We start from the raw sequence: 12,508 nt of genomic DNA, 5'->3' as shown, positions 1-12,508 counted from the left end.
CATCACTACGCGGCTGATCGACAGCCGCCAATCCTCAGCGAAACGCGTTGATCCGGTCTCGCGTTTCCATCGCGGCCTTCGCCGCGGCTTCCGCGAAATCATCATCCTTACCTGCGTAGATGATCGCGCGCGACGAGTTGATCAACATACCCGTACCATTCGCGGTACGACCCGCGTTGACGGTCGCCTGTACGTCGCCGCCTTGCGCGCCGATGCCCGGAATCAGCAACGGCATATCGCCGACGATCCCCCGCACCGCTTCGATTTCCTTCGGGAACGTCGCGCCGACCACCAACGCCAGTTGGCCGCTCGCATTCCACTTATCCGCCGCCAGTTGCGCGACGACCTGATACAACGGACGCCCAGCGGTTTCCAGGAACTGCAGATCCGAGCCACCCGGATTCGACGTACGGCACAGCACGATCACGCCCTTACCTTCGTGCTCCAGATACGGCTGGATCGAATCGAAACCCATATACGGATTCACCGTCACCGAATCGGCCTGGTAGCGCTCGAACGCCTCGCGTGCGTATTGCTCGGCGGTACTGCCGATGTCGCCGCGCTTCGCATCCAGAATCACCGGCAGCCCCGGATGATGCGCGTGAATGTGCGCGATCAACTGCTCCAGCTGATCTTCCGCGCGGTGCGCCGCGAAGTAGGCGATCTGCGGCTTGAACGACGACGCGTACGGCGCGGTCGCGTCGACGATGGTGCGGCAAAAATCGAAAATCGCTTCGGGACGGCCCGCGAGCGCGCCCGGGAATTTGCTGGGCTCGGGGTCGAGGCCGACGCACAGCAGCGAGTTGGTGCGCTGCCAGGCGTCGTTGAGTGTCTGGATGAAATTGGACATGGTGGGTCTCGCGGCGAGCCGGTAATCGGAAAGTGGCGCGTATTTTACCCGTCCTGCACGACAGGCCGCGCCAGCCTCGCTACTGGCGCCGCTTCGAACCGCGCGCGCCCGGCATCGAACGCAAACCGGTGCGCTCGACGGTGAAGCGGAAGGTGCGCGTCAGGCGCTCGCCGCGCCCCAGCAAGGTCATGCCGTTTTCGCCCGCGCCGCCGGCCAGATTCATCGCGTTGATCGGATGATCCACCGGTTCGAAGCAGAAGAAGTCTTCACCAGGCGGCGTGTACAGCACGTAGTAATCGGTGTCCGCGGCGATATTCAGCGACAGGCGGCGCTTCGGCCACACTACCGCCGCCTGCCCGCTCCAGCCGGTAAAAGCGTGATTGACGAGGGTGTCCGGCAACGGATACGCCACGCCGAATTGCCACGCCGGCGGCGCCGGCACATGACGCACCGGCAGCCAGTCGTCACCGGAAAGCCACAGGCCGCCGGCGGCAGCCGAGAGTTCAGTGTCGGCATCGCGCACGAAAAACGGATGCACGCCCAAGCCGAAAGGCAGCGCTTCGCGGCCCGTGTTCTCGATGTCGAGCGCGACGACGAGCGTGGGGCCGTCCAGCGTATAGGTTTGCGTCGCGCGATAGGCGTACGGTTTGCCATCGCGCCGGTCGAGCGTCAGGCGCACGTTTTCACGGTCCGAGTCGGCCACCTGCCAGGCGGATTGCCAGCCGTCGCCGTGAATCGGCAGCGGTTCGTCGGCGCGATTGCACGGTACGTCGACACGCCGTCCCGATACATTGAAATGGCCGCCGCCAATCCGATTCGAATACGGCAACAAGGGATAACAAGCGAGCTGGTTCGGTTGCGTGTCGGCCGCGACATGACGGCAGCGGCGGAAGATCGGCGTGAGCGCGCCGTCGTTGCGGTAGTCGAAACGGGTGACGCCGCCGCCGAGCGTCGGCGCGACGTCGAGGCGCAATTGCGTGTTGGCCAGCGTGATACACGCGACGTCGCCGCCGCTGGTTTCGCCGACCGCCACCGCCGACGTGCTCGGGCCCGGCAGCACCGGATTGGCCGCCGCCGCAAGTCGCGAGCGTCGGCTCTGTGAAGTTTGGGGAGAGGCGGAAACGAGATTCGCAACAGTCATATCTGGCTCCATCGAGAGGCTTGGGACGTTGCCGTCATTACTGACGGGTGCTGTAGGGCGACTTTCTTGACATGGCCGCCTCTGGGTCCGAACTGCATGCTGCCGATCTGCTGCCACTGGAATTGCGACATCACCTGCTGATTCACGTTCGGAGTCGCCGCCGTTCTCCGCTGCACGGAGAACGGGGCTGCGTCATTCTGCGCTATACGGGCGCGCCTTGGAACACGGGTTCGGGCAAACCACGGTATCCCGGCGTGGCGATGAACACGCCGCCCGCGCGCGTATCGTCGGCGAGCGCGGCCGCGTCGAGGTCGGTGCGCGCGCTGGTGATGTACAGCGTCCCCAATTGCGCGCCGCCGAATGCGACGCAGCTGGGCTGTGCGGTCGGCACCTCGACACGCGCCGTTTCCACGCCATCGGGGCCATACCGCACCACGCGTCGGCCGCCCCATTGCGCGTTCCACAGCCCGCCGTCACGGTCGACGGTCGAGCCGTCGGGCTCGCCCGTTGCATCTGTCAGCGTCGTGAACAGGCGGTCGTTGGCGATGCTGCCGTCGGGCCGGTAGTCACACACGCGGATGTCGCGGGTCGGCGAATCGCAGTAGTACATCGTCGCGCCATCGGGACTGAACGCGATGCTGTTCGAAATAGCCGGCGCCGGCAGCGGCAAACGCTCCAGCGACAAATCATGATTCAGACGATAAAACCCGCCGACCGGCTTCACCGGTGAGCTTTCGTCCTTGGTCCCGAATACGAAGCGACCTTGACGGTCACAACGACCGTCGTTCACGCGCGTATTCATACCGGGTTCGACGTCGACGATCCGCCGGATCTCACCAGTGGCCAGGTCGAAAAACGCGAGATGCGTGGCGAGGCCGAGCAACAGGTAATGCGGATTCGCACACAATGCGAAGGTGGCAAGCCGCTCGGGCATGCGCCAGAACGTGCTGCGCCCGTCGCTCGGGCCATAACGCCACAACCGCGCGTTCTGGATATCGGTCCAGTAGAAGCGGCCTGTCGCCGCGCACCAGGTCGCGCCTTCGCCGAGCGTGCATTTCGTATCGAGCAGTAGCGCCGCATGTTGCGCGCGCGGACTCGCACTCACGCCCAGCCTCCGTCGACGATGATGTCCTGGGCGGTGATCATCCTGCTGTCGTCGGCGGCGAGAAACAGTGCCATGCGGGCGAGGTCGGCGGGTTCCAGCTCCGCGTCGATGCACTGCCCTTCCTTGATCGAACGACGGCCCGCGTCGTCGAGCCACAAACGCTTCTGCTTGTCCGTCATCACCCAGCCCGGCACCAGCGTATTCACGCGGATGTTGAAGTGCCCGAGGTCGCGCGCGAGCCCGTTCGTCAAACCTTGCACCGCCGACTTCGACATCACGTAGACCGGATAGCCGCCGTTTTTCAGCATCCAGCTAATCGAGCCGAGGTTGATGATCGAGCCGCTGTGCGCCGCCTTCATGTCTTCCATCACCGCTTGCGCAGCGAAGAATTGATGACGGATGTTCACGGCGATGCCCGCATCGAACGATTCGCGCGTCACTTCGCCAATCGTGTGACGCTTGTCGTTCGCCGCGTTGTTCACCAGCACCTGGATCGGGCCGAGTGCGGCCTTCACGTCGGCGATGGCTTTTTGCAACGCGTCGACGTCGGTCAGATCGCACGTCAGAAAAAGCGGCTTGTGCTTCGAATCGCCGAGTTCGTCGGCGAGCGCTTCACCGGCGCTCGCGTCGATATCGAAGAACGCGACACGCGCGCCTTGCGCCGCGAAATGCTCGACGAACGATGCGCCGATGCCGGTCGCGCCGCCCGTGATCAGGACCGTGCGGTCGACGAGACTCGGATAGCGCGCGAACGCGGTATCCGCGAGACGGGCGTTTGCATTGGCCGGAGACGACATCGTTCGATTCCTTTTAAAGCGGGTGAGTAAAGCGCGGCGTTACGCGCGGGTTAGTCGCGCGAACCGCGGTTCTTCAACTGGTCGAGCAGCACGGCGGCGAGCAGGATCGCGCCACGCACGAGGTACTGATAGAACGCGTCGATGTTCATCAGGTTCATCACGTTCTCGACCGTGCCCATGATCAGCACACCGATCACGACGCCGGAAATCGTCGCGCGTCCGCCGAGCAGCGACACACCGCCAAGCACGCACGCCGAAATCACGTTCAGCTCGAAACCTTCCGCGGCATTCGGCTGACCCGAGGTGATACGCGAGGCCAGAATCACCCCGGCCAGCGCGGTCACGGCGCCCTGAACCAGGAAGATGTAGACCCGCGTGCGTTCCACGTTGATACCGGCCAGACGCGACGCTTCCGGATTGCCGCCGATCGCCAGCGTATTGCGGCCGTACACGGTCTTGTTGAGCATCACACCAAACACGATGAAGCACAGCAGCGTGACCCAGATCGGCAGCGACACGCCGAAGAAGCTCAAGCCGCCCAGCGCGATAAACGTATCCGACGACACGCCCACCGCTTGACCGTGCGAGACGATAAAGCCGAAGCCGCGAACGATTTCCATCGTCGCCAGCGTCGTGATCAGCGCGTTGATGCGCAGATACGCGATCACCGCGCCGTTGATGAAACCAATCACGCTGCCCGCCGCCACCGCCGCGATGATGGCGATGAAGGTGTTACCCGTGGCGTTGAGCACCATTGCGCACAGCACGCCGGCGAACGCGACCGTCGAGCCGACCGACAAGTCGAAGTCGCGCGAGGCGAGGCAGAACATCATCGTGCACGAGACCATGCCGATCTGCGAGATCGACAGCGCGAGGCCAAGCATGTTCTCGATCGAGAAGAAGTGGTCGACAGTCAGCGACATCGTGACGAACATCACGACGAAGATCACGATCAGGCTGTACTCCGTGATCTGTTGCCACCACTTCGTCTTGTCGTTGGACTGCGGAATCAACGCATCGGCGGCGCCTTTGGCGGCCTGTTGCGCGAGGTTTTCTCTAGCTTGCATGTTGAATACTCCTCCCGTTCCCCACGGGTTGCCGGACTGGTGTCCGAATGATGTTCAGGCCGCCTGTTGGGCAGCGGTTTCCGTTCCGGGCAAGGCGGTCGAGCTTTGCGGCAGTGCGAGGCTCAACACCGATTGTTCCGATGCATCCTTACGCGCCAGCTCGCCGGAAATCCGGCCCTGGCGCATCACGACAATCCGGTCGGACACGCCGAGCACTTCCGGCAACTCCGACGAAATCATCACGATCGCGCAGCCGCGTTCGGCAAGCTGATAGATCACGTTATAGATTTCATGTTTCGCGCCGACGTCGATCCCGCGAGTCGGCTCGTCGAGAATCACCACTTTCAGATCCGGCTCCGCCAACCAGCGCGACAAAATCGCCTTCTGCTGATTGCCGCCCGAGAGGAAGCGAATCTTCTGGCGACGGTTCGGCGTCTTGATCTTCAACAGCTTGATGAAACGGTCGGCGGTTTCCGCTTCCTTCTTGCGATCGAGGAACATCCCCGCGCGCAGATAGTGACGGCGGCAACTGATGTTGATGTTCTCCGACACGCTCGCCATCGCGACGATGCCCTCTTCCTTGCGGTCTTCCGGGCACAGCACGATGCCGTGGCGGATCGCTTCGCCCGCGCTGCGCACCTTGATCGGCTTGCCGTCCAGCATCAACTCGCCGCCCTTGCGTCGATCGGCGCCGTACACCAGGTGCATCAATTCGCTGCGGCCCGCACCGACCAGACCGAAGAAGCCGAGAATCTCGCCGCGCCGTACTTCGAAGCTGGCCGGTTGCGCGAGCGCATGGCCTTCGATCGCTTTCGCCGAGAAGCGCACGTCACCGAGCGGCCGCGCCGAATAGTTGTAGATATCCGAAATCTCACGCCCCACCATCTCGCTGACGATGGTGTCGCGCGACACGCCTTCGAGCGTCGGATGCGAGGCGATCTTGCGGCCGTCGCGGAAGATCGTGCAGGCGTCGCACAGTTCGTAAATCTCGTCCATGCGGTGCGAGATGTAGATCATCGCGCGGTTGTCGGCGCGCAGATCGCGCACCAGCTTGAACAGCACTTCCGTCTCGCTGTGCGACAGCGAGCTGGTCGGTTCGTCGAGTGCGATCACGCGCGCGTTGCGCATCAGCGCCTTGCAGATTTCGACCATCTGCCGTTGCGCGATCGAGAGCTTGCGCAGCTTTGCGTTCGGATCGAGCGAGACGCCCATCGCTTCGAGACGTTCGTGCACGAAGCGCTTGGCCTCGCGCTTGTTGACCCAGCCCAGCGAGTTGGGCAACTGGCCGAGCAGCAGGTTTTCCGTGACCGTCAGATCGGGCACGTATTGCAGTTCCTGGTGAATCACCGCGATCCCGGCCGCAATCGACGACGCGGCGCTCGTGAAGCGCACTTCGTTACCGTCGATCATTACGCGGCCCGAGTCGGGCTGATATTCACCGCCGAGAATCTTCAGCAGGGTCGATTTCCCCGCGCCGTTTTCGCCCATCAGGCCGTGCACCTGGCCGACGTTGACGTCGAAGGACACACCGTCGAGCGCGCGCACGCCTGGAAAGACTTTGCCGATATTGTCAAAACGTAGCGTCGCTGACACTTCGCCTCCTATGTCGACCTGAGCTGGCGTTTTAACGCTGACTCAAGTCCCATTCATGTGAGCCCTGCCCCAGCGCGTCTCGTCATTCTTCGAGGGCAAAAGGCATGGCTTGTCTCAACTACTCATCCTGTACTACTGCTGCCGGCGCGCCCAATCCTTGGAGAAACGACGCACCGGCAGTTCACTGCATGGGTACTGCGCTACTACACCGTCTTACTTCGACGCGAGGCCCATCTTTTCGCGCACGTCAGCGACGTTGTCACGCGTGGCCAGCATGCCGGTCGTCAGCGTGAGCATCGGCGGTTCCTTGCCTTGCGTGATCCAGTCGTACATCAGCGTCGAGGTTTCTTCGCCATGGCGCTTCGGGCTGATGATGACCGTGCCGTAGAAGCCCGTCGGGGTCGGCTTCTTGAACTCGTTCATCGCCGATTCCGAACCGCCAATGCCGATACCGATCATGTTGTCCGCCTTGAAGCCGCGGCCTTCCGCTGCGCGCACTGCGCCGAGCACGCCTTCGTCGTTCAGCGCGTAAGCGACCCAGTGCTTGTACTGCGGGTTCTTCGTCAGCGCGATGTTGGCGGCGTTGAAGGCGTTTTCCGTGTCGGTCTTCGCTTGCGGCGCCATCACGATGTTCGCCTTCGGGAAGCCGGCTGCAACCAGTGCGTCGGTGGCGCCGCTGGTGCGGTCATGCGCCGTCGGCAACTGTTCGTAGGTCACGTCGATCGCGCCGACATCCTTCATGTCCCAGCCGCGCTTCTTGATTTCCGCTGCCAGGCCATCGCCAACCTGCTTGCCGATGTTGTACGCCGAGATGCCCATATGCGGCACCGAAGCGATCGGCTTGCCCGAACCGTCGACCAGACGGTCGTCGACCGTCATCATCTTCAGGCCGTCGGCCTTCGCCTTCGCGACGATGCCCGGTCCGAGCTTGACGTCGGGCGTGCAGATCACGAAGCCTTGCGCCTTCTGTGCCGACAGGTTGTCGATTGCGCTCATCACCTTCTCGCCGGACGGTGCGCCGATTTTCACCAGCGTAAAGCCCTTTTCCTTGGCGGCCATTTCGGCGAACTTCCATTCGTCCTGGAACCACGGTTCTTCCGGCTGCTTCACGAGGAAGCCGATCTTGACCGGGTCGGCGGCTTGAGCGACCGGTGCGTTGAAGAGCACACCCGTCGCCGCTGCTGCCAGCGTGAGGAAAATTCTACGTTTCATGATGCGTGTCTCCTGACTAATTGATAACGAGAAGGTATCGGCCGCGTCTTCTTGTACCGGGTGTGACACACGCGGCCAGCGCGTCGTCCGGTAAAACTTTGCTGCTTTGCTTGCTGCTTTTTTGCTGCTCGTTCGCGGCTTTTTTGCTGCGGTTCTTTTGCTGCGGTTCTTTTGCTACTTTCGCTGCTCGCCGTGTCGCCTGGCGTTGCGTTCACTGTGTTTTCAGTCGTGGTACAACGCCGAGCGGCCGCCATCCACGGTGATGCAACTCGCGTTGATGAACGGGGCCTCGTCTGAAGCCAGAAACACCGCCGTCATCGCCACTTCTTCCGGCCGACCGATGCGTTTCATCGGCTGCAGATCCAGCGTCGCCTGCTGCGCGGCGGCTGGATCGGCCTGTTCGTTCCACCAGTCGTGCGTCAGCTGCGTTTCGATATAACCCGGCGCGATCGCGTTGACGCGCACATTGCGCGGCGCGTATTCGATGCCGAGCGCGCGCGTCAGGCCGATCACACCGTGCTTGGCCACCGGGTACGGGAAACAGCCCGGAATGATCTTGAACGAATGCGTCGACGCGATATTGATGATGCTGCCCGCGCCACGTTCGACCATGCCCGGCAACACCGCGCGACAACCGTTCCACACGCCGTCGAGATCGACCGCGAAGCAGCGCCGCCAGTCGTCGTCGCTCATGGTCAGCGGATCGCAGAACACGTTGATGCCGGCGTTGTTCACCAGCACGTCGAGCGTGCCGAACGCCTGGTGCGCTTCGCTCACCGCCTGCTGCACCGACGCCGACTGCGTCACGTCCGTGCGCACCGCCAGCACGCGCGCGCCGGTTTGCGACTCGATGCGCTCCGCTGTCTGCTGCGCGGTGTCGATGTCCAGCTCCGCCAGCACGACCGCCGCGCCTTCGCGTGCGAACGCCAGCGCGATCGCGGCGCCGATGCCGCGCCCGGCGCCCGTGATCAAGGCCGCTTTGCCGGCGAGCCGATTCATTTCTTCGCACCTGCGCGCGCGATACGCAAACCGTTGACGTACGCCTTCGCGTGCGACGCCGTGACGGCTGCGCTCTGACCCGGCTTGTACAGCGCCGAACCCAAGCCGAAGCCGTTCGCGCCCGCGCTCAGGAAAGGTCCCATGTTGTCCGGCGTGATGCCGCCGACCGGGACGAGCGGCACCTGCGCCGCGATCACCGCGCGCCATGCTTTCACCACCTGGCAACCGAGTTGCTCGGCGGGGAACATCTTCAGCACGTCGGCGCCGTTCTTCAACGCGATGAAGGCTTCCGTCGGCGTCGCGACGCCAGGCGCGCAGGCCATGCCCAGCGCTTTGGCAGCGGCAATGACTTCCGGGTCGCTGTGCGGCATCACGATCAGCTCGCCGCCGGCCGACTTCACTTCATTCACGAAGCTCGCATGCAGCACCGTGCCCGCGCCGACCAGCGCGTCGCCCGGCAAAGCCTTGCGGATCGCGGTGATGCTATCGAACGGTTGCGGCGAATTCAGCGGCACTTCGATGATGCGAAAGCCGGCTTCGTACAACGCCTGGCCATGGTCGGCCGCGTCAGCCGGCGTGACGCCGCGCATGATGGCGATCAGCGGACACGCCTCGAACGCTGCGATCAGACCAGCGTGCGGCATATACGGTGCGGGCAGATTGATGTGAGGTTGCATGTCGGTTCCTTGTTTCGTGAGCGGCGGCGCCGGTTAGCCCGCGCGGGCCGCTTGTGCGGCCGGATTGACGAGCCCCGCCTGCGAGGCGACGCGCCAAAGACCGCGTTCGGTGGCGTGCTTGACCAGTTCCGCCTGGGTGCAGCCGAATTGCGCGAGCGCGACGCGGTAACGCTCGCACAGCGCTTCATTGCCGATCAGGCGCAGGCTCTGTCCGGCAAGCGAGTTCTGCTGTTGCGCGAGCACGGCTTCGAGGCCCGCCAGTTCATGGCCGATCAGCAGACCGGACAGATAATCGGGCTGCTGCTCGCGCGTCAGTTGGCCGGTCAGGCCGAGCGTGCGCGAACTGAAGATGGTGGCGAGCACGCCGGCCTGGCCTCTATCTCGCGCGATCTTCACGCCCCGCAGGAAGGCTTCGCCATCCGGACGATCCGGCGTGATCATCGTGCGACCGAGAATCGTGTGTTCGCGCAATGCCGCGAATACCTCGCCGGTCATGAAGGTATGAAAACGCTCGATGCGTCCCGCTTGCACCGCCGCCCATTTGGCGTGCGTGCCGGGCAAGCCGATCAGCGCGCGCTTGCCGCTGTCCGCTGCAGTCACGTCTTCGCCGAGCGCGCCGAAAATCTGCGTCTCTTCACCGCGCATCACGTTGGGCAGGTCGCCGCGTTGCAGGACCCCCGGCACGATGTGCAGCGTCACGCCGCTCGCCGTGTCGACACGGACGATGCCGGCGACCAGCGCATCGGCATTCGCCGGGGCATCGACGTAAGGGGCTTCGATCCAGCCTTGCGCGCTGCCGACCATGCCGGCTGCGATCACTGGCAAGCCGGGTGTGTCGTTCAGCCACGCGCCGCACGTCTCTTCGAAAGCCGCGTCGAAACCGCCCTGGTCGGCGGGGCGCGGCAAATTCATGATGCCCGCCGTCGAAGCGCGCGTGTCCAGCACCTGGCCGTCTGCGTCGAACAGGTAGGCACGCAGCGAGGTCGTGCCCCAGTCGAGCGCGATCAATGCCGCTTGCGCGGAATGGGCTTCGGCTGCGCCTGCTGCGAACTGGCTGCTGGCCGAAGTGGGAGAACCCGCTTGCGTCATCGTTTGATCCTGCGGGTTGCGGGTTGAGGGGCGCGCCAGCCCAATTCTTCCGAGATCGCGCGCGCTTCGCGCTGCACGATCGGAATCAGTTCATCCATGCGCTCGAGGGACATATAGGGAATCGTGCTCGCCACCGACAGCGCCGCGACCACCGCGCCCGACGCATCGCGCACGGGCGCCGCGACGCAACGGATCGAAGCCTCGTTTTCTTCGAGGTCGAAGGTGTAGCCGCCGGCGGCGTAGTTGGTCATGCGCTGCATGAAGGTCTGCGCGTCCGGGCGGTTGTCCGGTTTGAAGGTGACACCGGCGAGCGCGCGACGCGACGCGTCGAACAGCGATTGCCAGACATCCGGCGTGAGGTCGAGCATCATCGCCTTGCCGATTCCCGTCGACGCCAGCGGCATGCGGTGGCCGACGCGCGAACGCATTTCGAGGCCACGTGTACCGGGGATCTTGTCGATGTAGAGGACGTCGTCACCATCGCGCACGCCGAGGTGAATCGTATCGAGGGTCTGCTCGGCAAGCGATTCGAGGTGCTGACGCGCGACCGCGGTGAGTGGCATCTGCTCAAGCGCGATGGTGCCGAGTTCGATCAGCTTCGGGCCGAGCAGATAGCCGCCCTGAACCTGGCGCAGATAGCGCGCCTGGACGAGGCTGCTGACCAGGCGATGCGTGGTGCTGCGGGTCGTGCCGAGCGCGGCGCCGAAGGTGCGCAGATCGCGCACGCCGGCGGCGGCCGCCTCGAGGATCGCCAGACCGCGCAGGAGCGTTTGCGTGCCGGCCTGCTGCGGGGTGATGTCGAGCAGCGTGCTGGGGACGGCGATTCCATCGGGCATGGCGGGCTGGGCGCTGACGCGCGGCGCTTTAGATGCCTTGGATGCGATCGATGCAGTCGATGCGGCCGCTGGGCGCGGGGCGGCACCGTTGGCGTGGTCGGCGGCCGACGTCAGGTCGGCTTCGGACGCGCTCGCGGCGTGAGTAGGCATCGCTTTGTTCATGGCGATTCGCTGTTCGGTGGTTTTTTGCGCTTACAGCGCGGGGCCGGAGAGGGGGCCTTGCTGGCTCGGGCGTTGGCTTTGCTTGCCTTGGCGTTGGCTTTGGCCGTCGCTCGTGCGGGTGCTCGCGGTGGCGCGGGCTTGCTGCCGTTGGGCTTCTGGCATGGTTTGGCTTGTCTCCGGTTTTTTTCTTGCTGTCGCTTTGGGGTCTTCAGGGTGGCCTTTGTTGGGGCTTTTTTCTGAGACGCGTTGCGTGTTGGGTTGGATTGTAGGGTGGTTTTTTGTAAATCTCCAATATGTGAGTGCTGGATTCATATAATGGGATTTTTTGTTGATGCGGGTGCAGATGGGTGGTTGCAGGCAGGCTTTGGCCTTTCCTTGAGGTCACGGTGGTCCATTAGCGTTCCCCCTGTGCGGGGGGGCACTCACTTTCTTTGCCGCCGCAAAGAAAGTAAGCAAAGAAAGCGGGCTCACACCGCCAGCCAGGAAGCGGGCCCCCTGGCTCGGAAGAGACAGTGGTGCATCTGGAATCCGTGTTCTCGCACATTCGACGTCGGTGACAAAGCCGTCATCCATCCCGCCTCGCGCTACGCGCGGCGGAGCGGTCGGTCGAAAAACAGCGGTTGAGTTTTGCATGTGGGGACGTCGGCTTCGCCTCGGCGAGACGCCGGACAACCGACTGTTTGAGAACTGGCGGGGGGGCGCGCGCAGCGCCGCCGGAAGAATGACTGCTGTGCCACGAGCGCGGAGTGCGCGAGGGCACGGATTCCAGATGAGCCACTATCGTGGCTGTGCGGGGGACCCGCTTATGGGCTGGCGGTGTGAGCCCGCTTTCTTTGCTTACTTTCTTTGCGGCGGTGTATGGAACTGGGACATAGGTAACAGGTGTATCGGGACATGGGTAACACTTCGGAAACGTTTTTTCCGGAGCTGGCCATGTCATGGAACCCGAGAGATACCGTGAACCTACGTCTGGAATTTGT

Annotated in this window: 11 protein-coding genes; all 11 read right to left on the bottom strand. The window is 63.7% G+C overall.

All coding sequences use genetic code 11. The features are described from left to right. Positions 1-34 precede the first annotated feature (34 nt). Positions 35-850 carry an orotidine-5'-phosphate decarboxylase gene (pyrF, locus tag FQ705_RS29390; RefSeq protein ID WP_144147682.1) on the bottom strand — a complete coding sequence of 272 codons (816 nt, stop codon included), beginning with the start codon at positions 848-850 and terminating at the stop codon, positions 35-37. Between the two features lie 79 nt (positions 851-929). Next, positions 930-1,991, bottom strand: a complete 1,062-nt coding sequence (locus FQ705_RS29385) for an aldose 1-epimerase (RefSeq protein WP_144147680.1) — start codon at positions 1,989-1,991, stop codon at positions 930-932. Between the two features lie 202 nt (positions 1,992-2,193). After that, positions 2,194-3,096 carry an SMP-30/gluconolactonase/LRE family protein gene (locus tag FQ705_RS29380; protein ID WP_144147677.1) on the bottom strand — a complete coding sequence of 301 codons (903 nt, stop codon included), beginning with the start codon at positions 3,094-3,096 and terminating at the stop codon, positions 2,194-2,196. Continuing rightward, on the bottom strand, positions 3,093-3,893 hold the full coding sequence (locus FQ705_RS29375) for an SDR family NAD(P)-dependent oxidoreductase (RefSeq protein WP_144147675.1): 801 nt from the start codon (positions 3,891-3,893) through the stop codon (positions 3,093-3,095). The genes FQ705_RS29380 and FQ705_RS29375 overlap by 4 nt, the downstream gene beginning before the upstream one ends. A gap of 50 nt (positions 3,894-3,943) precedes the next feature. Then, entirely contained in the window at positions 3,944-4,960 is a 1,017-nt protein-coding gene (araH, locus tag FQ705_RS29370; RefSeq protein WP_144147672.1) for an L-arabinose ABC transporter permease AraH, read from the bottom strand. 54 nt (positions 4,961-5,014) lie between these two features. Then, complete coding sequence (gene araG, locus FQ705_RS29365) at positions 5,015-6,553, bottom strand: L-arabinose ABC transporter ATP-binding protein AraG (protein WP_144147670.1); 1,539 nt, start codon at positions 6,551-6,553, stop codon at positions 5,015-5,017. A 213-nt stretch (positions 6,554-6,766) separates the two neighbouring features. Continuing rightward, the gene (locus FQ705_RS29360; RefSeq protein WP_144147667.1) at positions 6,767-7,765 is read right to left on the bottom strand and encodes an arabinose ABC transporter substrate-binding protein; all 999 of its coding nucleotides are present in this window, start codon (positions 7,763-7,765) and stop codon (positions 6,767-6,769) included. Positions 7,766-7,987: 222 nt separating this feature from the next. Then, the gene (locus FQ705_RS29355) at positions 7,988-8,764 is read right to left on the bottom strand and encodes an SDR family oxidoreductase (RefSeq protein ID WP_144147664.1); all 777 of its coding nucleotides are present in this window, start codon (positions 8,762-8,764) and stop codon (positions 7,988-7,990) included. Then, a complete protein-coding gene (locus FQ705_RS29350) occupies positions 8,761-9,441 on the bottom strand; it encodes a 2-dehydro-3-deoxy-6-phosphogalactonate aldolase (RefSeq protein WP_144147661.1) in 681 nt (226 codons plus the stop codon). The genes FQ705_RS29355 and FQ705_RS29350 overlap by 4 nt, the downstream gene beginning before the upstream one ends. A 33-nt stretch (positions 9,442-9,474) precedes the next feature. Further along, positions 9,475-10,530 (bottom strand): 2-dehydro-3-deoxygalactonokinase, encoded by a 1,056-nt coding sequence (locus tag FQ705_RS29345; RefSeq protein WP_144147658.1) that lies wholly within the window; start codon positions 10,528-10,530, stop codon positions 9,475-9,477. Then, positions 10,527-11,528: an IclR family transcriptional regulator gene (locus FQ705_RS29340; RefSeq protein ID WP_144147655.1), complete on the bottom strand. Its 1,002-nt coding sequence runs from the start codon at positions 11,526-11,528 to the stop codon at positions 10,527-10,529. The genes FQ705_RS29345 and FQ705_RS29340 overlap by 4 nt, the downstream gene beginning before the upstream one ends. Positions 11,529-12,508: the final 980 nt, after the last annotated feature.

It is taken from the genome of Paraburkholderia sp. BCC1884, assembly GCF_900996225.1.
Classification (GTDB): domain Bacteria; phylum Pseudomonadota; class Gammaproteobacteria; order Burkholderiales; family Burkholderiaceae; genus Paraburkholderia.
The sequence above is the reverse complement of the archived record's forward strand: the minus strand, read 5'-3'. Positions and strand labels throughout refer to the sequence as shown.